Below are 18041 nucleotides of genomic sequence, written 5' to 3' on the forward strand. Positions count from 1 at the left end.
TGCCAGGATTTATGTACACCTGCGGGTGAGGTTGGACCCAACACTCACCGACCGTGCCGTCGCGGGCGCCCGCAGATACTTGACGTGAGTGTCGTCCGATGAAAAACCAAGGAGCACACAACACATGGCAAAGATCATCGCTTTTGATGAGGAAGCACGCCGTGGCCTCGAAAAGGGCCTGAACACCCTCGCTGACGCCGTCAAGGTCACCCTCGGCCCGAAGGGACGCAACGTCGTCCTGGAGAAGTCCTGGGGCGCCCCGACCATCACCAACGACGGCGTGACCATCGCCCGCGAGATCGAGCTCGAGGATCCGTACGAGAAGATTGGCGCTGAGCTGGTCAAGGAGGTCGCCAAGAAGACCGACGACGTCGCGGGTGACGGCACCACCACCGCCACCGTGCTCGCCCAGGCCCTCGTCCGCGAGGGGCTGCGCAACGTCGCCGCCGGCTCCAACCCGATGGGCATCAAGCGCGGCATCGAGCAGGCCGTCAAGAAGGTCACCGAGGAGCTGCTCTCCACCGCCAAGGAGATCGAGACCGAGGAGCAGATCGCCGCGACCGCGGGCATCTCCGCCGCCGATCCCGCCATCGGCGCCAAGATCGCCCAGGCCATGTACGCCGTGGGCGGCGGCAAGCTGAACAAGGAATCCGTCATCACCGTCGAGGAGTCCAACACCTTCGGTGTCGAGCTCGACGTCACCGAGGGCATGCGCTTCGACAAGGGCTACATCTCCGGCTACTTCGCCACCGACATGGAGCGCCAGGAGGCGGTCCTCGAGGATCCGTACATCCTCCTGGTCTCCGCGAAGATCGGCAACATCAAGGACCTCCTGCCGCTGCTGGAGAAGGTCATGCAGACCGGCAAGCCCCTGCTGATCATCGCCGAGGACGTCGAGGGCGAGGCCCTGTCCACCCTGGTCGTCAACAAGATCCGCGGCACCTTCAAGTCCGTCGCCGTCAAGGCCCCCGGCTTCGGCGACCGCCGCAAGGCACAGCTGCAGGACATGGCCATCCTCACCGGTGGCCAGGTCATCTCCGAGGAGGTCGGCCTCTCCCTCGAGAGCGCCGACATCCCGCTGCTGGGTCGTGCCCGCAAGGTCGTCGTCACCAAGGACGAGACCACCATCGTCGAGGGTGCCGGTGACAGCGCCCAGATCGAGGGTCGGGTCAACCAGATCCGCGCCGAGATCGAGAACTCCGACTCCGAGTATGACCGCGAGAAGCTGCAGGAGCGCCTCGCGAAGCTCGCCGGTGGCGTCGCCGTCATCAAGGTCGGTGCCGCGACCGAGGTCGAGCTCAAGGAGCGCAAACACCGCATCGAGGACGCCGTGCGCAACGCCAAGGCCGCCGTCGAGGAGGGCATCGTCGCCGGCGGTGGCGTCGCCCTCATCCAGGCCGCCCACGTGCTCGACGACGACCTCGGCCTCACCGGTGACGAGGCCACCGGCGTGAAGATCGTCCGCTCCGCACTGTCGTCCCCGCTGAAGCAGATCGCCTTCAACGCCGGCCACGAGCCCGGCGTCGTCGCCGACAAGGTCGCCTCCCTCAAGGTGGGCGAGGGCCTGAACGCCGCCACCGGCGAGTACGTCAACCTCATGGAGGCCGGCATCAACGACCCGGTCAAGGTGACGCGCTCCGCGCTGCAGAACGCCGCCTCCATCGCGGCTCTGTTCCTCACCACCGAGGCTGTCGTCGCAGACAAGCCGCAGCCGGCGGGCCAGGGCGGCATGCCCGACGCCGATGCCATGGGTGGCATGGGCGGATTCTGATCCCCTGACATCCCACCGGCGAGTCCGTCACCGGACGAAGGCTGAGAGGAGGCCCGCCCCACATTGCGTGGGGCGGGCCTCTGTCGTTCTGCGGGGTCAGATGGTCGGGGGAGGAGTGTAGTCGCCGTCGATGCCGTTGACCGGGATGCGGCACTCACCGGTCGTGCCGGTTCCGCCCACGGCGGTCACGACGATCTCGTGGATGGTGGCGTTGGGGATACCGCTGGGTATCTGCCACCCCGTGGCTCCCTCGTCGAGTCTGATCCCGTAGTCGGTGTTCTGTTTCTCGCCGGGTTCCGGTTCGTGGACGATCCGGATGTCGATCGCGTCCCCGGCGCGCCCGGTGTAGGTGATGTCGGCCGACGGTTTCCAGTGGTCTATGTCGATGACCTCCGAGTCACATTCGCCGGATGTGGATACCTCGGCGAATGTCGGTGTGCCAGCCGGCCTGGGGGTGAGGTGGGCTTAGGGGGCGCTGGACTCCCGCCCGTTCGGTGGGGAGCAGGAGGCTGCAGTCACGAGGAGGGTAGCTGAGCAGAGTACGGGTATCAGCGGTGTACGTCGGAAGATCATGTCGGGATACCTCTTCGTTCGGTGTCGGGCCTGCGTCCCACGCTACGGGGGAAGCGCGCGGGGACCGCTACTTGTATCAACCTATTGACACAAGTAGCGGTCCCGCATAGCCTCATTTGTGCCAAACTATTGGTGCAAAACTCGAAGGAGTCCACCATGACACCCGTCCTTCCCCTCGTCGTCATCGTCCTCGGAGGCATCGCCGGCGCTGTCTCGGCGCGCTACATGCGGGGACGAGGAGTTCCCGACGGAACCTCCACCGCCACCGAATCCCCGGTCGTGGCGCGCTACCGCCGGTGGATCGCGGGCGGTGTGGTGGCCGGATCCGTCACCGTGGTGCTCGGGGTCCTCCTCTTCACCGGACTCGGAATGGGGCTGGTGCTCGCCCCGGCCGAGTTCGCCGTCGTCGTCCTCACCACCTCGGCGCTGGCGGTGGCCACCGTCCGACCACGACAGGGCGCACGTCGTCGAGCACCGCTGGCCACCAGAACACTCCGTTCCACCGCCGGGACGGTACACCTGGCCGTGGCGCTCATGACGGTCGCGGTCACCGCCGGCGTCCTCGTCGCCGGAATCCTCACCAGTTCCCCCGATGACCTCGGGCGGCCGGGACGGGCCATCACGGTGTTCTGCTCCGCGGACGACGGACTCCATGTCATCTCATCGACTCCGTGGCCCGGAAGCTGGTACTCGGTACCGCTGCTCATCGTCCTCGCGATCTGCACACTCATCGGGCTCGGGGCGCTCATTCTCGCGACGAAACGCCCCGTGCTGCCCGATCTGGAGGCCGACGCAGCCTTCCGCAGGCTCGCCGGATACACCGTCACCTGCACGCTCACCTTCACCGCGGCGGTCACCGGTGCCCCGATCGCCCTCCGGATGCTCTCCGCGTACCCCGACTGTGCAGGAAGGCCGGCTTTCCTTTGGTTGGTTGCGGCAGCCGGTGCGTTGCTCGTCTGTTCCGCCCTGTTCGCCGTGGGGCAGATCGGTGTGGCGCTCGCCGGACGAGCTCCGGAAGCCCGGTGATCCCGGATGAACCAGCAGGGGATAACTGTCCGGGTCGACGATCCGACGCCGGTCTACGCCCAGGTGCACCGGGAGGTTCTCCGGCTCATCGCCGTAGGGGAGCTCACCGAGGGCGATCGGCTGCCACCGTTGCGCCAACTGGCGCGCGACCTCGGGGTCGCCCCGGGGACTGTCGCACGCGCATACCGGGACCTCGAGGCCGCGGGCACGGTGATCACCCGCCGCGGCGCGGGTACCCGGATAGCGGTGGGCGCGGTGAAAGGCGATGTCGCCAGGTCCGCCGATCCGCTCGCCGCGGATATCACGGCCCTGACCGCCCGTGCTGTTGCTGCGGGTATCCCACTGGACGAGGTGCAGCGGCGGATAGCGGAGGCGTGGCCGGCGGGGTGAGTACGGGCCGCTAGGATTGATGATTGCCAGTCCACTGCAACCGTCAGTTCCAAGGAGAAGCCCCATGGTCGGATACACCCCGGGCGAAACCACCGTGCACACCTCGGTCGCCGAGATCGGCCGTGTCACCCGGGCGCTGCGCAAGACCTCACGCCCGGTCGTTCTCGTCCCCACCATGGGCGCCCTGCACGAGGGGCACCTGGAACTCGTCCGCGCCGCGAAGTCACTTCCGAGGGCGGTGGTCGTGGTGTCCATATTCGTCAACCCCCTGCAGTTCGGGGACGGCTCTGACCTGGACACCTACCCGCGGACCCTCGACAGTGACGTCGAGAAACTGTGCGAACTCGGCGTTGAGCTGGTGTTCGCCCCGTCCGTGCGGGAGATGTACCCCAACGGATTCCGCACAACCGTCTCCGCCGGGCCGCTGGCCGAAGAGCTGGAGGGGGCATCCCGCCCGGGTCACTTCGATGGTGCGCTGACCGTCTGCCTGAAGTTGTTCAACGTGACCAACTGCTCGGACGCGGTGTTCGGGGAGAAGGACTACCAGCAGCTCGTTCTCATGCAGCAGCTCGTCACGGACCTCAATCTGCCGGTGCAGCTGCATTCCGTCCCGGTCATCCGGGAGAACGACGGGCTGGCGATGAGCTCGCGCAACGTGCGGCTGGATGACGGTGCCCGTCAGGCCGCCGTCGCCCTGTCTGCAGCACTGACCCTGGGCGCGCACTGTGGCGACCGGGGCCGGGACGCGGTGCTCGCCGGGGCCCGCTCCGTCCTGGACGTCGTACCGGAGGTTCAGGTGGACTACCTGGAGCTCCGTGACGGCAGGCTGGCCCCGCTGCCCGGGGACGTCGGGGAAGGGGAGGCCCGTCTCCTCGTCGCCGCGCAGGTCGGCGGGGTACGCCTCCTGGACAACGCCGGTGTGATTCTCGGGGACCTGGAGGCCCGGCAGGAGAAGGAGATCGCCCAGGCGGCCCTCCAGGCGGCGGGCCTCGACGCCGAACTCACCGAAGAAGAGATGGCGGAACTGCGGCGCCTCCGGGAGGAAGTTCGTCGCGTGAGGGAGCAGCGGGGAGCCGATGACTGATCGGGCGGGAATCCCCGGCCCCTCGGCGGGGCCGGTGGTTCTCTCCGGAGGCACCGCCGATACGGATCAGACACCGATACCTGCCCACCACCCGTGGCGGGAGGCCGGATGATCGCGGCCGCGGTACCTGTCCGTGTGCTTCGTCGTCCCCGACAGTCCACGGCGCTGTCGGGGACGACCGTATGCGGCCCGTGCAGGCGAGCCGCCATTCAATGATGTGCTTAGTCCGCACGGGCGCGACCGCCGGCCTCCATCGGGGTGTCCACGGCGAAAGCGGGCCACGTCACAGGAGGCGGAAAGCCGCGAATCGGCACACCACTGTTGCGGTGCGGGCGCGATGAGGAACAATCGCGCCTGCACCGTGATGTCGGTGGGGCATGCGGACCGAGAGTGAATGAACCCACACCCTCGTTTCCAACCGGAGCAGAATACCCCCGTAATGGGGTATCCGGAAAAATATTACCGTTCCCCGAGGCGCAGTCCGCGCTTCATCGTGATCCATCCGGTTATCGTTACCCCGCGCGTATCACCTCACAGTCATTTGAGGGCAATTTCCGACCCTGAACAGTGACGGCCTGAAAAAATGGCTGGTCAGCATGTTGTCGACCTACGAATGTGGACGCGGAGCGGCTGCACTGTCAGAGCGTCACGGGTCCGGCCGTCTGCACCGAAATGGGTTGACGGGAGCCGGTGACGTGCTTAGATTGTGTTGTGGCGTCCCTGAGGGCGTCAGCAACTGGAAACTTAAACCAGCTCCAGGCTGGTCCTCTCAAGGAGAACAACATGGATTTCACTGTCATCAAGGAGCAGCTCGGCGATTTCGGTACCTTCGTCGACGCGATGGGCAAGCTCGTCAAGAACTTCCCGTCCGTCGTCGACAACCTGCACCTCCTCTTCAAGGGTGATGTCACCGAGTCGCTGTCCTCCAGCCTCAACGGCATCAGCAGCAAGTAATTTTCTCTCGACCCCGGGTTTTCCGGGGTCACCACACTTCTCTTTGCTAGGAGCAAAAACATGGATTTCTCCACCACCCTGACCAGCTTCTCCACCGGCGACGGCATCCTCGTCCAGATCTCCAACTTCCTGGAGCCCTTCGGCCAGGTCGCCTCCGCCATCAAGTCCATGCTGGGCCTGATCAAGTAATGAACCCCCGCCCCTAGGGGCGATCTTCCCCTTGGCTTCACGCCACGGGGTGATTCCGGGGAACCCGGTTCCGTGCGCTGCACGGGGCCGGGTTCTCCGTCTGTCCGGACATCCTCGGATACTCCGATCCGTGTCGGATCCGGCGTGGTTTCCCACCCGCGATCCCCCCCGTCGGCGTGGTCCGACCCGAATAGCGAGCGCACCCCCTGGGACGGCGTTAAACTGGCCTCATGGCTGAAACTTCCGAGCAGGACCTTCCCGTCGTCGACCTGGCTGCCACAGAGGGGTACATCGTCGATGATTCCGACGATGACGACCCGGTTCTCATCCAGCCGAACGGAGCCCCCGTGGAGACATGGCGGGAGAACTATCCGTACGACGAGCGGATGTCCCGCCACGAGTACGAGCACATCAAGCGGGCCCTCCAGATCGAGCTGTTGAAGTGGCAGAACTGGACGAAGGACACCGGCCAGCGGCACATCATCCTCTTCGAGGGGCGCGACGCCGCGGGCAAGGGCGGAACGATCAAACGATTCAACGAGCACCTGAACCCCCGTGGTGCCCGCACCGTCGCCCTCGAGAAGCCGTCTCCCCGCGAGTCGACCTCCTGGTACTTCCAGCGGTACATCGAGCACTTCCCGTCCGCGGGTGAGATCGTGTTCTTCGACCGCTCCTGGTACAACCGCTCCGGTGTCGAGCGCGTCATGGGTTTCTGCACCGAGTCCCAGCACGCGGAGTTCCTCCGCGAGGTGCCGATGCTCGAGAACATGATCATGGGTTCCGGGATCTCGCTGACCAAGTTCTGGTTCTCGGTCACCCAGAAGGAACAGCGCACCCGTTTCGCCATCCGTCAGGTCGACCCAGTCCGGCAGTGGAAACTCTCGCCGATGGACCTCGCCTCCCTGGACAAGTGGCCGGACTACACGCGTGCCAAGGAGGAGCAGTTCCGGTACACGGACACCGACGAGTCGCCGTGGATCACCATCAAGTCCAACGACAAGAAACGGGCCCGCATCAACGCCATGCGCTACGTGCTGTCCAAGTTCGAGTACACCGGCAAGGATCATGACCTCGTCGGCGAGCCGGACCCGAAGATCGTCCTCCGCGGGCGGGACCAGATCGGGGACTGATCCCGGACCGTCACCGCGCCCCCGCCCCGGATCAGCTCCGGGGCTCGACCGGGTTTCCCTGCCACGCCGTGTGGCCGGGGACCCGGTCTCCGCGTAGCACGAGGGATGCAGGACCGATGGTGGTCCCCTCCCCGAGGGAGGCCGCGGGAAGGATCACGGAATGCGGGCCGAGGACCGCGCCGGCACCGAGTTTCACCGTGTCGAGACTCATCACCCGGTCCTGGAACAGGTGCGTCTGCACCACACAGCCCGGTCCGATGGTCGCCGCGTCGCCGACCTCCACGAGATCCGCTTCGGGCAGCCAGTAGGACTCGATCCAGGTACCCCGGCCGATCCGGGCACCGATCGCCCGGAGGAACCACACCAGTGGCTTGGCTCCCTGGTTCGGGTTGAGGAACCAGGGAGCCGCTACCGCCTCGACGAAGGCGTCCTGGAGCTCGTTGAGCCACACGAAACGGGACCACAGGGGGTGTTCGCCGGCCCGGATCCTGCCGACGCACAGCCACTTCACCGCCACGGTGATCGCCGCGGCTCCCAGACCGGCGCCCATGAGGACGAGCCCACCGCACAGCCAGGCCAGTACCGCACCGGCGACCGGAGAGTCAGGTCGCGTGTACAGCCACTGCAGGGCCAGCAGCGTGCCCGCGACGAGAACACCCGAGGTCATGGGGGCGAGCAGCCGCATGGTCTCCACGAGCCCGCGGGCACGCTTCAGTCGTGCAGTGGGCTGGTAGGTCCGGGCCTCGCCGCCGGCGTCGACCGTGACACGGCGCAGCCGCTCCGGTGGGGAACCGAGCCAGTTCGATCCGGCGCGCGCCTTCTTCGGCGTCTGGGAGAGCACCGCGACGAGTGAGTTCTTCGCCAGCTTGCGGCCCGCCCCGGCGATCCCGGAGTTACCGAGGAAGCTGCGCTTGCCGATCCTGGTCCTTCCGGCGAGCATCCACCCGCCACCCAGTTCGTAGCCGCCGACCATCGTGTCGTCGGCGAGGAACGCACCGTCCCGGATCTCCGTGAACGCAGGCACCATGACGGCTGTGGAGATCTCGGTGTCCCTGCCCACGCGAGCACCGAGCGCGCGCAACCAAGCCGGGGTCAACCGCGAGGCGTAGAGCGGGAACAGATGGGTGCGGGCTGCGTCCATGAGCCTCTCCGTGGCCCACAGCTGCCAGCCGATCCGGGAACGGACCGGATGAATCCCGGTGGCCAGACGGATCGACATCAGACGCACGCCAACGAGTGTGAGGACCACATTCAGTCCGAAGGCGATGAGCGCACCGAGCGGCGCGAGGAGAACGCTTGCGGCGACGGTGGTCGTGGTGCTCCCTCCGAGGACTGTCGCGAGCCCGGCGACGACCGCTGCGCCCGCGCCGACGGACACCACCGGCATGAGACTCAGCGCCAGCGACGTCGCCCCGTAGACGGGCACCCACCACGGACGCCGATCGGGATGCTCCTCCGGGAAGCGTTTCTTCGCCCGGCCGACCTTCGCCGCGGGCGAACCGGCCCAGCGGGCCCCGGCCTTGACCTTCTTGTCCCCGGTCACACAGGATCCGGCTTCGACGTGTGCACCGGAACCGATGACGGCCCCGGGCAGCAGGGTCGAACGCGCGCCGACGCGGGCGTCCGCCTCCACGGTGATCCGACCGACGTGGACCGTGTCGCCGTCGACCCACATACCCGACAGATCCGTCTCCGGTTCGATGCAGCAGTGGTCGCCGAGGGTGAGCAGCCCCGTGACCGGAGGGAGGGTGTGGAGGTGCACGTCCCGACCGACGTTCGCGCCCAGCAGGCGGGCGTAGCTGGTTATCCACGTCGCCCCGGCGATGTCCCGGGCGCCGCAGGCATCCTGGATCCGGTCCGCCGTCCACAGGCGCAGATGTTCCCGGCCACCCCTGGCGTAGTCACCCGGCGCTATGCCGCGGGTGAGCAGTCGTGCGGCGAATGCGCCCATCGGCAGCCTTCCGATCGGGGTCACGAAGACGATCAGGAGAAGCAGTACCAGCCACCAGGGAGCGGGCCGCGCCCACCACACTCCGGTCGCGGCCGCGAGGTTGTTCCCCAGGATGAGCCAGACCACCCATTGCGCGGCCTGAAGCGTCATCACCGGAACCTGGATCAGGTGCTGGATGAGACGGGTACGGGTGGGTACCGGGCTGGTGGGTTGCTTTTCCACCTCGTTGGGGCCGGTTCCACGGCGTTCATCGAGGCGGTGCGCGAGAGCACCCAGCCGAGGATGGTCGTAGAGTTCCCGCACGGAGATGGTCGGGAACCGTTCCCGGATCCGACCGACCAGCGTCGCCGCGGCCAGCGACGTGCCGCCGAGCGCGAAGAAGTCCGTGTCCGGATCGGCGACCGCCGCGCCGAGCACGTCAACCCACAGCTCCGCGAGCCAGGCCTCGGTCGGGGTCATCGCGGAGGTGTCGGTGACCGCGCCGGGGAGCGGCCACGGGAGTGCGGCCTTGTCCACCTTGCCAGAGGTCCGTACGGGCAGCTCATCGAGCACGCACAGGCGCGGGACGAGGGCCGCGGGCATGCTCTCCGCGAGTTGGACCGTCGCGGCCTCCGTGTCGAAGTCCACCGCGTCGTCCTCGCGCGAGAGGTAGGCGACGAGCACCTTGGAATCGGCGCCCGTGGTCTGCACCACGACGGCGGAGGAGCGGACCCCCGGCAGTGCCGCGACAGCGGCCTCGACCTCACCGAGCTCGATCCTGCGCCCGCCGATCTTGACCTGGTCGTCCACCCGTCCGACGAAGTAGAGTCCGTCCTCCTCCAGGCGCACGTGGTCGCCTGAGCGGTATGCCCGGGACCAGCCCACGCTGCGCAGTGGGGCGTACTTCTCCCGGTCCTTCTCCGGGTCGAGGTATCGGGCGAGGCCGACGCCGCCGATGACGAGTTCACCGACCTCTCCCGAGGAGACCGGAGCACCTTCGGCGTCGACCACGACGAGATCCCAGCCGTCGAGGGGGAGCCCGATGGACACGTCGCGGTCGGCGTGCAGTCTCGCCGCGCAGGCCACGACGGTGGCCTCGGTCGGTCCGTAGGTGTTCCAGATCTCCCGGTCGCCGGTGTCCAGCCGCTGCACGAGCTCGGCGGGACACGCCTCACCGCCGAAGATGAGCAGGCGGACGTTGTCGAGGGCCTCCGCGGGCCACAGACCGGCGAGGGTCGGGACGGTGGACACGGCGGTGATGTCGTGGCTGATCAACCACGGCCCGAGATCCATTCCCGAGCGCACCAGCATGCGCGGCGCGGGGACGAGGCAGGCGCCGTGACCCCAGGCGAGCCACATCTCCTCGCAGGAGGCGTCGAAGGCGACGGAGAGCCCGGCGAGCACCCGGTCGTCGGGTCCGAGTGGACCACCTGGAGCGTCGGCGAGGAACATCCGTGTCTCGGCGTCGACGAAGGCGGCGGCCGAGCGGTGCGTGACGGCGACGCCCTTGGGGCGGCCGGTGGAACCGGAGGTGAAGATGATCCACGCGTCGTCGTCCGGTCGTGGCGGACGGGTGTCCCCACCGGCGGTTCGGCGGTGCACCGTCAGGCCGGCGCCGGTGACGGTCGCGTTGACGCGGGCCTCGGTGAAGACCATCTCGGCGCGCTCGTCGGGGTCGTCGGCGTCGACCGGGACGTAGGCGGCGCCGGCCGTGAGGATCGCGAGGATTGTGGTGTAGAGCTCGCTGCCGCCACTCGGCAGCCGGACGCCGATGCGGTCGCCCCGGCGGATGCCGGCCGCGTGCAGGTCGGCGGCCTTGTCGCGAACGACGTCCATGAGCTCGGCGTAGGTGAGCACCTCTCCGTCGTCGATCGCCGCGGCGTCGGGGTGTGCGGTCGCGGTACGGGAGAGGATGTCGACGAGCGTGCGGCGGGGCGGGGCCTCGCCCGTGCGCAGGAACTGGCGGGGTACGGATTTCAGTGACACTGTGCGGGGCTGGGCGCTTTCCGGTTGGGGATGGTTTCTAGTCGGCGTCGAGGGCGATGATCGCCTTCGCGAGCTTGCGCAGGTGTTTGAGCTGCTTCGAGGTCGACTCGTCGAGGGCGCGGTCCTCGGCGTCGGTCACGATGCCGGCGAGCTTCTTCTGTGCGGCCCGCCCCTTCTTCGTCGCGGCGACGATCTGTCGGCGACGGTCCTTCTGGTCCCGTTCGCGCTTGACCCAGGAGTGCTTCTCCAGGCCGTCGATCAGGCGGACCATGTCGGAGGCGTCGACGGCGAGGAGCTCGCACAGTGCGGTCTGGCTGGCCGCCGATTCCTCGACGAGGCAGGTGAGCACCCAGTACTCGCGGAGGCCGGTCTTCTCGTCGGCGAGGGCCCTCTCGACTTCGTCGCGGGTGCGCCTGCGGAGGCGCTCGAGCTGGAACGAGGGGGATTCGAGGAGTGCTGTGGGAACAAGAGGCGTCGCTGACATACCATTGATCCTAGCTTTCCAACATGGCGGGCGTAAAACGTTGGTGGACATCCACCATTGCGTGTCGCCGTGAACCGGGGGACGGGGTCAGATGCCGGGAATCTCCATGGGCAGCTCCGCGGCGCGCCACGCCGATGTACCGCCCTCAACGTTGATCGCGTCGATGCCACGGTGTTCGAGGTACTCGCAGACGCGGGCCGACCGGCCGCCCGAGAGGCAGATGACGTAGAGGTCGCGGTCCCGGTCGATCTCGTCGAGTCGACCGACGATCTCACTCATGGGCAGGTTGACCGCACCCGTCGCGTGACCGTCCGCGAACTCGTCGGCCTCCCGGACATCGACGATCTGTGCATCGGACGGAACGGCGGAGGGAAGAACGGTTTTCATGTGTCGATCCTTCGTGTGGGGGTGTCGGCTGCTGTCCGGGCGTCACCCGCGGGTGTCCCGGACAGCAGCAGTTTACCTGCGGTCACGGTGCATTCGGCGGAGCCACGGACCCGAACGGGGCTGGGCCGCCGCGATATCGCAGCCTGGTTCCGGCGGTCACCGGTCCGGTGTCACGTGAGGTAAATAGACTGGGCCCATGCAGGGAACCCGTTCGACGATGTTCAACTTCGGCTGGCCACTCGTGGTGGCCCTCATCCTCCTCGTCATCATCGCCGCTGTCCTGGCCAGGATCGGCCGGACCGAACACGCGCCGGTCATTCCCTGGGCCGCGGTCCGGGCGACGGTCCAGCTGCTCGTCCTCGGACTCGTCCTCGACTTCGCGGTGAGTCGTGTGTGGGCTGTTGTGCTGTTTCTCATCGCGATCACCCTGACCGCCGCGGAAACCGCGCACGGTCGGATCCGCACCGCCCGGATCGGCCAGCACGTACCGAGGAAGGACCGCCCCCGGTTGCCGCTCCGTCAGAGGATCCGGGAGATACTCATCCTCACCGTTCCCGTCGGTCTGGGCCCGTTCACGTTGGTCGCCGCGCTCCTGGTGAGCGGAATTCTCGACATGCGGGGGATGGCAGTGATCCCGGTCGCGGGAATCCTCATCGGGCACGGCATGGCGGTTTCCGCGCTCACGGGCCGGCGCGTGCACGAGGAACTCCGAGCAGGGCAGGGCGAGGTCGAGGCCGCGCTCTCCCTCGGATTCACGGACGGTCAGGCGAGAATGCTCGTCGCCGAAAGAGCGGCGAGCACCGCGCTCGTGCCCACCATCGACACCACGAAAACGGTGGGGATGGTGACCATCCCGGGGGCGTTCGTCGGCATGATCCTCGGCGGTGCGACACCACTGGAGGCCGGGATCATGCAGCTGTTCGTGATCCTCGCGATCCTCGCGGTCGCCACCGCGGCACTGACGATCACCGAATACCTCGTGGTGTGGCGCCTGCTCTGACCGGTGCACCGGCCCCGGCCGGGCATCCGGTCCGGGTTTCCTGATCGGCGGATCGATCGGGCTGGATCATCGTGCGGGCAGTCGTGGTTCGAAGGTGGTTCCGTGCTCCTGACGGCCGCGCGGTCCGTGACCGTGCGGATGCCCGACGGCTCCGGGAGAACAACGATGACGGGTGAGCAGGTCACCGCCGGGGCTGCTGGTACAGCCGCAAGACCACCGCCACCGGTTTCCGCGGAACCCCGGAATCGGCGGGGTAGGCACGCGACTCAACGACGATCAACTAGTCGGAGTCCTTGTGCCGGTGGGGCCAGCCCCGCTTGCCCCGGGAGTGTCGTTCCTTCTTCGGCGGTTCCGGGGATACCACCGGTGGCTGTTCCCCGGTGGTGGACAGATGCCGCAGCAGCTGCTCCTGCTGTTCGGTCATCCGGCTGATCTGGCCCCGTAGGTGGGCGACCTCGCGGCGCAGCCCCTTGAGTTCCCGGGTGACCACCCGCTGCTGGTCCTGCATCGCCGCGGTGTCCTCGTCCTCAACCTGCTGGACCAGCCATGACGCGAACGTCGCGGTGACGACACCGGCGACCGCGATGCCACCGAGCATCACCCCGATGCCGATGTAGCGCCCCGACGTGGTCACCGGTGTGATGTCGCCGTAGCCGACCGTCGTCACGGTCACGATCGACCACCAGACGGCGTCGAAGAAGGTCGCGATCTGGGAGTCGGCGTTACCGTGCTCGACGTCGTAGATGGCCAGCGCGGAGATCAGGATCAGCAGCACCGAGGCCACACCGGTGTAGGCGGCAACCGTGACCCGCTTGTTCGACGCCGAGAACCGCTGCACCAGGAAAATCACCGGCAGGATCCGCAGCAGTCGCAGCGGCCGGAACCAGGGCAGCACGACCAGGAGGAACTCGTGGAAGTGCAGCCAGAACCAACGGACCCGGCGTTCGGCGAGGTAGAGGCGGGCCACATAGTCGACGATGAACGCCCACCAGGTCAACCACATGCCGTACTCGGCGATGCGGGTCCAGCGGGCGTCGGCCCGTCCGATCGAGGCCCAGATGAACAGCACCAGGAAGATAACGGAGACGATGATCATCGGCCCCTCGACCTTCGCCTCCCACCGTTGCTGTGCGGGTGCGTCCTCGGGTATCTCCGGGTGGAAGACCTCGAGGTAGGCGTACTTCAGGCGGGCCGTGAAGGGCATTCCCTGATCCGGGTCCGCTGTGGTCCGGGTGCTCTCGTCTGGGGTGGCGGGCATGACGAACAGTCTGCCATGCCCGGATTTCTAGCCCTGGTAGCGCTCGATGGAGGCCTGCAGGATCTTCTCGGCCTCGGCCTTGTCGCCCCAGCCCGCGCCCTGGACCTCTTTGCCGGGCTCCAGGTCCTTGTAGTGGACGAAGAAGTGCTCGATCTCGTCGCGGACGAAGGAGGACACGTCGTCGATGTCCTGGAGGTGGTCGAAACGGGGATCGTCCAGGACACAGAGCAGCTTGTCGTCCCCGCCGGCCTCGTCCGTCATCTTGAACACACCGACGGTGCGGGCCTTGACGATGACACCGGGGAGGAGCGGCTCAGGCAGGATCACCAGCGCGTCCATCGGGTCGCCGTCCTCGCCGAGGGTGTGGTCGATGAAGCCGTAATCGGCGGGGTACGCCATCGGGGTGAACAGGTAACGGTCCAGGTGGACCTTGCCCGTCTCGTGGTCGACCTCGTACTTGTTGCGGGAGCCCTTGGGGATCTCGATCGTGACTTCGATGCTCATGGCGTTTGTTGCGTGTTCCTTTCCCTGCACCCCACCCCACCGCGGAACTGAGAGGCACCGCGGGAGGTGACGCAGGATCGACTGCTGTGGACTGGAAAACGGGGACGGCTGAACCCGGACCCGTGACCACTCCATCCTAGCCTTGACGGTGCACCGCGCCCGCGCGGTGCACTAGGATCAGGCCCGCAACGGAAACGACCGGCGGGCGGGACACGCGACGCCGGGCGACGCTCGGAAAGGGAAGTCATGGCGCGTAGGGACTGGTGGTGGGTGATCTCCGCCGTCCTGGTGGTGGGGGCCGCAGGTGGGGTGACCACCGTCGCGGCACTCAAGGCCGAGGCTGACGGGGCACTCACCCACGCCGCGCCGCTCACGGTCACCCGGCCCACCGAGGCATTCACCCCGGTACCGACCGACGGTGATGCCACCGGTACCTATCCCGGAACGGCCGAGCTGGTCGCCCGGCTGGACGCGTTCGCAGCCGATCCCCGGCTGGGGCACCTCGTCGGCTCCGTCACCGACGCGACGACCGGTGAGGTGATCTGGAGCCGAGACCCGGATCAGCCGGTGCGCCCGGCATCCACCGTGAAGATCCTGACCGCCGCCGCGGCGCTGCTGACGTTCGGCCCGGAACACACCGTCACGACCGCCGTCGTGGAGGGCGCCGAGCCCGATACCGCTGTGCTCGTCGGCGCCGGGGACGTCGACCTGGACGCGGGACAGCTGGACGAACTCGCCGCGGGGATCCGCGGGCAGCTCCCCGGCGGGGACCCGGTCGACGTCTTCGTGGACACGTCCCGGTGGTCCGCGGACAACTTCGCCCCCGGCTGGTTCCGGGAGGACATCGCCGCCGGCTACATCACCCCCATGGAACCGGTGATGATGAACCGGGGGCTGGTCGATCCCACGAACGCCCACGGGCCGCGCAGCGCCGAACCCGCCGTCGACGTCTCCCGGGCGCTGGGGGAAAGGCTGGGCGCCCGGCGCTTCGGGTACACCACGGCACCCCCCGATGCCCGTGTGCTGGCCTCGGTGAACTCGGCACCTCTGCTCCACCGGCTGGAGCTGATGATGCGGACCAGTGACAATGTCGCAGCCGAGGCCCTCGGCCGGGAGCTCGCGCTGAGCCGCGGGCTGCCCGCCGATTCGGCGGGCGCCGGTCGTGCGGTACTCGACATCCTCCGGGAACACGGGCTCGATGTGACCGGCGCCCGGCTCGACGACACCTCCGGGCTGTCCGGGGAGGACCAGGCGACGACGGGACTTCTCGACGCCGTGCTCACCGCTGCCGCCCGGGGCACGGAGCTCCGGCCCCTCCTGGAAACCCTTCCCGTCGCCGCGGCGACGGGGACGTTGGCCAACCGTTTCGACGGATCCGTGGGGCGCGGGTGGGTGCGGGCGAAGACCGGGACACTCACCGACACCTCGGCACTCGCGGGAACGGTGACGTCCGCGGACCGTCGGGTCTACACCTTCGCGTTCATCTCCAACGACTCGGAGATCCTGCCCGCCAGGGACGCCCTGGACGTGCTGGCCTCCACGCTGCGGGCCGGGTGACCGACGGGTGCCCGCCCGGATCGGGGACGTGCCAATTCCCCGCACCTGCCCGCACTTTCTGATCCTGCGCCGCGCCGTCAGACGGGTAGCGTCCCCCGGCCGGATTGCGGTGATCGGGGTGTCCGGGGGGCCGGATTCCCTGATGCTCGCGGCGGCCGCCCGCGCCGAGGACGTGGCCGTGCACGCGGTCTGCGTCGACCACGGGCTGCAGGCCGGAAGCGGGGAGCAGGCGGAGCGGGCCGCGGACCAGGTCCGTTCGATGGGAGGAAACGCAGACGTCGCCGTCGTCGACCCGTCCGCATTTCCGGGCGGGACCGAGGCTGCGGCCCGCGCCGCGCGCTACCGGGTCCTCGGTTCGACCGCCGCCCGGCTCGGCACCTCGGTGTGGGTCGGGCACACCCTCGACGACCGGGCCGAGACCATGCTGCTCGCGGCGCTCCGCGGCAACCCGGGCGGCCTCGCGGAGGAGGCCGTTGTGCCCGGTACAGCGGGCACCGGGTACCCCGTCCCGCTGCTCCGCCCCTTCCTCGGTGTCCGCCGTGCCGATACCGTCGGTGCCGCCCGGGAACTCGGCCTCACACCGTGGTGGGACCCGCACAACAGTGACACCGCCTTCCGCCGGGTGGCCCTGCGGAGAGAGATCCTCCCGGCACTCGCCGAGGTCGTCGGGGGCGACCCGGCACCCGCACTCGCCGGGGCGTCGGCGAAGGCGACCGAGGACTCTGACCTGCTCGACCGCCTCGCGGACGATGCACTGTGCAGACACCGCGAGGACACCGGGGACACCGCGACTGAAGTGCTGCCCGTCGGTATCGGGATGGAGCACCCGGCGTTGCGGCGCAGGATCATCGCCCGGTTCCTCCGGGAAAACGGGGCGACCGTCACCTCCCGCGGAACCTCCGGTGTCGACGCTCTCCTGAGCGACTGGCACGGGCAGGGGCCGGTCGCGGTGGGTGGAACCACCGACGGGCGCAGGTTGGTTGTGGCGCGCCGTGGTGGCATTCTGACTGTGAGCGCGCGCTGAAGGACACCCTGTGACCGGGCTCACCGTGCCGCGAGCGAACGACGACGAAGGGTCGAGACACACCATGCACGAACAGCAGAACAACCCCGTACCCGACGGGCCCTACGGAACCGACGTGGAGAAGGTCCTCGTCACCGAGGCGGACCTACAGCGCCGGGTGGCGGAGATGGCGGCGAAGGTGTCCGCCGAACACGCCGACGACGAGCAGGACCTCATCCTCATCGGGGTGCTCAAGGGTGCCGTATTCTTCATGACCGATTTCGCCCGCGCGCTGACGATCCCCTCCCAGATGGAGTTCATGGCTGTGTCCTCCTACGGCAACGCCAGCTCATCCTCCGGGGTCGTGCGGATCCTGAAGGACCTCGACCGCAACATCGCGGGCCGCAACGTGCTCATCGTGGAGGACATCATCGACTCCGGGCTCACGCTCTCCTGGTTGATCAAGAACCTGAAGAGCCGTGGACCGAAGACCCTCGAGGTCATCTCCCTGCTCCGCAAGCCGGAGGCCGTGCGGGCGAAGGTCGACTTCTCCGACATCGGGTTCGACATCCCCAACGAGTTCGTCGTCGGCTACGGCCTCGACTACGCCGAGCGCTACCGTGACCTGCCCTATGTCGGCAGCCTGCACCCGAGCGTGTACGCAGACTGACCGCGCCCGGCGGCTCCCCGGCACGGCCCGGGTACCCTGTGTGTGAGCTGCGCCGGAGATGACCCTCCGGCGCCCCGTCCACCGGCACGCTGTCCGTGCCCCGCAACGACTTGAAAAGAAAGGGCCCGGCGACCGCGCCCCGACG

At 68.1% G+C, this 18041-nt stretch carries 16 protein-coding genes; 11 read left to right on the plus strand and 5 right to left on the minus strand.

Going from position 1 to position 18041, the window contains the following annotated elements; all coding sequences use genetic code 11:
* The first annotated feature begins 124 nt into the window (after nucleotides 1-124).
* The 7 genes from groL to ppk2 all read left to right on the plus strand — a co-directional run bounded on the left by groL (nucleotide 125) and on the right by ppk2 (nucleotide 7117).
* Complete coding sequence (gene groL, locus JDV75_RS11220; RefSeq protein WP_198739327.1) at nucleotides 125-1771, plus strand: chaperonin GroEL; 1647 nt, start codon at nucleotides 125-127, stop codon at nucleotides 1769-1771.
* Between the two features lie 729 nt (nucleotides 1772-2500).
* On the plus strand, nucleotides 2501-3370 hold the full coding sequence (locus JDV75_RS11225; protein ID WP_198739328.1) for a hypothetical protein: 870 nt from the start codon (nucleotides 2501-2503) through the stop codon (nucleotides 3368-3370).
* A gap of 6 nt (nucleotides 3371-3376) precedes the next feature.
* Nucleotides 3377-3760, plus strand: coding sequence for a GntR family transcriptional regulator (locus tag JDV75_RS11230; RefSeq protein WP_198739329.1), 384 nt, complete (start codon nucleotides 3377-3379; stop codon nucleotides 3758-3760).
* Between the two features lie 64 nt (nucleotides 3761-3824).
* A complete protein-coding gene (gene panC / locus JDV75_RS11235) occupies nucleotides 3825-4844 on the plus strand; it encodes a pantoate--beta-alanine ligase (protein WP_198739330.1) in 1020 nt (339 codons plus the stop codon).
* A 783-nt stretch (nucleotides 4845-5627) separates the two neighbouring features.
* Nucleotides 5628-5798, plus strand: a complete 171-nt coding sequence (locus tag JDV75_RS11240) for a PorH family porin (RefSeq protein WP_198739331.1) — start codon at nucleotides 5628-5630, stop codon at nucleotides 5796-5798.
* Between the two features lie 60 nt (nucleotides 5799-5858).
* Nucleotides 5859-5987, plus strand: a complete 129-nt coding sequence (locus JDV75_RS12140) for a hypothetical protein (protein WP_255520548.1) — start codon at nucleotides 5859-5861, stop codon at nucleotides 5985-5987.
* Between the two features lie 230 nt (nucleotides 5988-6217).
* The gene (ppk2, locus tag JDV75_RS11245; RefSeq protein WP_198739332.1) at nucleotides 6218-7117 is read left to right on the plus strand and encodes a polyphosphate kinase 2; all 900 of its coding nucleotides are present in this window, start codon (nucleotides 6218-6220) and stop codon (nucleotides 7115-7117) included.
* A gap of 31 nt (nucleotides 7118-7148) precedes the next feature.
* Here the strand turns inward: ppk2 and JDV75_RS11250 are convergent, their stop codons facing one another.
* The 3 genes from JDV75_RS11250 to JDV75_RS11260 all read right to left on the minus strand — a co-directional run bounded on the left by JDV75_RS11250 (nucleotide 7149) and on the right by JDV75_RS11260 (nucleotide 11904).
* Nucleotides 7149-11033, minus strand: coding sequence for a Pls/PosA family non-ribosomal peptide synthetase (locus JDV75_RS11250; protein WP_198739333.1), 3885 nt, complete (start codon nucleotides 11031-11033; stop codon nucleotides 7149-7151).
* Between the two features lie 37 nt (nucleotides 11034-11070).
* Nucleotides 11071-11517 carry a MarR family winged helix-turn-helix transcriptional regulator gene (locus JDV75_RS11255; RefSeq protein ID WP_198739334.1) on the minus strand — a complete coding sequence of 149 codons (447 nt, stop codon included), beginning with the start codon at nucleotides 11515-11517 and terminating at the stop codon, nucleotides 11071-11073.
* 87 nt (nucleotides 11518-11604) lie between these two features.
* The gene (locus JDV75_RS11260; protein ID WP_198739335.1) at nucleotides 11605-11904 is read right to left on the minus strand and encodes a rhodanese-like domain-containing protein; all 300 of its coding nucleotides are present in this window, start codon (nucleotides 11902-11904) and stop codon (nucleotides 11605-11607) included.
* 196 nt (nucleotides 11905-12100) lie between these two features.
* Between JDV75_RS11260 and JDV75_RS11265 the strand changes: the two genes are divergently transcribed.
* Nucleotides 12101-12904, plus strand: a complete 804-nt coding sequence (locus tag JDV75_RS11265; RefSeq protein ID WP_232958469.1) for an ABC transporter permease — start codon at nucleotides 12101-12103, stop codon at nucleotides 12902-12904.
* A gap of 280 nt (nucleotides 12905-13184) precedes the next feature.
* On the opposite strand, the gene JDV75_RS11270 is transcribed toward JDV75_RS11265, so the two are convergent.
* Nucleotides 13185-14162 (minus strand): potassium channel family protein, encoded by a 978-nt coding sequence (locus JDV75_RS11270; protein ID WP_198739336.1) that lies wholly within the window; start codon nucleotides 14160-14162, stop codon nucleotides 13185-13187.
* 27 nt (nucleotides 14163-14189) lie between these two features.
* Complete coding sequence (locus tag JDV75_RS11275; RefSeq protein ID WP_198739337.1) at nucleotides 14190-14666, minus strand: inorganic diphosphatase; 477 nt, start codon at nucleotides 14664-14666, stop codon at nucleotides 14190-14192.
* A 246-nt stretch (nucleotides 14667-14912) separates the two neighbouring features.
* Between JDV75_RS11275 and dacB the strand changes: the two genes are divergently transcribed.
* From dacB to hpt, 3 genes are all read left to right on the plus strand, one after another.
* Nucleotides 14913-16223 carry a D-alanyl-D-alanine carboxypeptidase/D-alanyl-D-alanine endopeptidase gene (gene dacB, locus JDV75_RS11280; RefSeq protein ID WP_198739338.1) on the plus strand — a complete coding sequence of 437 codons (1311 nt, stop codon included), beginning with the start codon at nucleotides 14913-14915 and terminating at the stop codon, nucleotides 16221-16223.
* 7 nt (nucleotides 16224-16230) lie between these two features.
* Nucleotides 16231-17247, plus strand: a complete 1017-nt coding sequence (gene tilS, locus JDV75_RS11285) for a tRNA lysidine(34) synthetase TilS (RefSeq protein ID WP_198739339.1) — start codon at nucleotides 16231-16233, stop codon at nucleotides 17245-17247.
* A gap of 64 nt (nucleotides 17248-17311) precedes the next feature.
* Nucleotides 17312-17896, plus strand: a complete 585-nt coding sequence (gene hpt, locus JDV75_RS11290) for a hypoxanthine phosphoribosyltransferase (protein ID WP_198739452.1) — start codon at nucleotides 17312-17314, stop codon at nucleotides 17894-17896.
* Nucleotides 17897-18041 lie beyond the last annotated feature (145 nt).

The organism is Corynebacterium meridianum (genome assembly GCF_016342265.1).
Lineage (GTDB): Bacteria > Actinomycetota > Actinomycetes > Mycobacteriales > Mycobacteriaceae > Corynebacterium > Corynebacterium meridianum.

What these genes read in the sequence shown, in the direction of transcription:
- groL (WP_198739327.1), top strand. Translation starts at nt 125, where the DNA reads ATGGCAAAGATCATCGCTTTTGATGAGGAAGCACGCCGTGGCCTCGAA.
- JDV75_RS11225 (WP_198739328.1), top strand. Translation starts at nt 2,501, where the DNA reads ATGACACCCGTCCTTCCCCTCGTCGTCATCGTCCTCGGAGGCATCGCC.
- JDV75_RS11230 (WP_198739329.1), top strand. Translation starts at nt 3,377, where the DNA reads ATGAACCAGCAGGGGATAACTGTCCGGGTCGACGATCCGACGCCGGTC.
- panC (WP_198739330.1), top strand. Translation starts at nt 3,825, where the DNA reads ATGGTCGGATACACCCCGGGCGAAACCACCGTGCACACCTCGGTCGCC.
- JDV75_RS11240 (WP_198739331.1), top strand. Translation starts at nt 5,628, where the DNA reads ATGGATTTCACTGTCATCAAGGAGCAGCTCGGCGATTTCGGTACCTTC.
- JDV75_RS12140 (WP_255520548.1), top strand. Translation starts at nt 5,859, where the DNA reads ATGGATTTCTCCACCACCCTGACCAGCTTCTCCACCGGCGACGGCATC.
- ppk2 (WP_198739332.1), top strand. Translation starts at nt 6,218, where the DNA reads ATGGCTGAAACTTCCGAGCAGGACCTTCCCGTCGTCGACCTGGCTGCC.
- JDV75_RS11255 (WP_198739334.1), bottom strand. Translation starts at nt 11,517, where the DNA reads ATGTCAGCGACGCCTCTTGTTCCCACAGCACTCCTCGAATCCCCCTCG.
- JDV75_RS11260 (WP_198739335.1), bottom strand. Translation starts at nt 11,904, where the DNA reads ATGAAAACCGTTCTTCCCTCCGCCGTTCCGTCCGATGCACAGATCGTC.
- JDV75_RS11265 (WP_232958469.1), top strand. Translation starts at nt 12,101, where the DNA reads ATGCAGGGAACCCGTTCGACGATGTTCAACTTCGGCTGGCCACTCGTG.
- JDV75_RS11270 (WP_198739336.1), bottom strand. Translation starts at nt 14,162, where the DNA reads ATGCCCGCCACCCCAGACGAGAGCACCCGGACCACAGCGGACCCGGAT.
- JDV75_RS11275 (WP_198739337.1), bottom strand. Translation starts at nt 14,666, where the DNA reads ATGAGCATCGAAGTCACGATCGAGATCCCCAAGGGCTCCCGCAACAAG.
- dacB (WP_198739338.1), top strand. Translation starts at nt 14,913, where the DNA reads ATGGCGCGTAGGGACTGGTGGTGGGTGATCTCCGCCGTCCTGGTGGTG.
- hpt (WP_198739452.1), top strand. Translation starts at nt 17,312, where the DNA reads ATGCACGAACAGCAGAACAACCCCGTACCCGACGGGCCCTACGGAACC.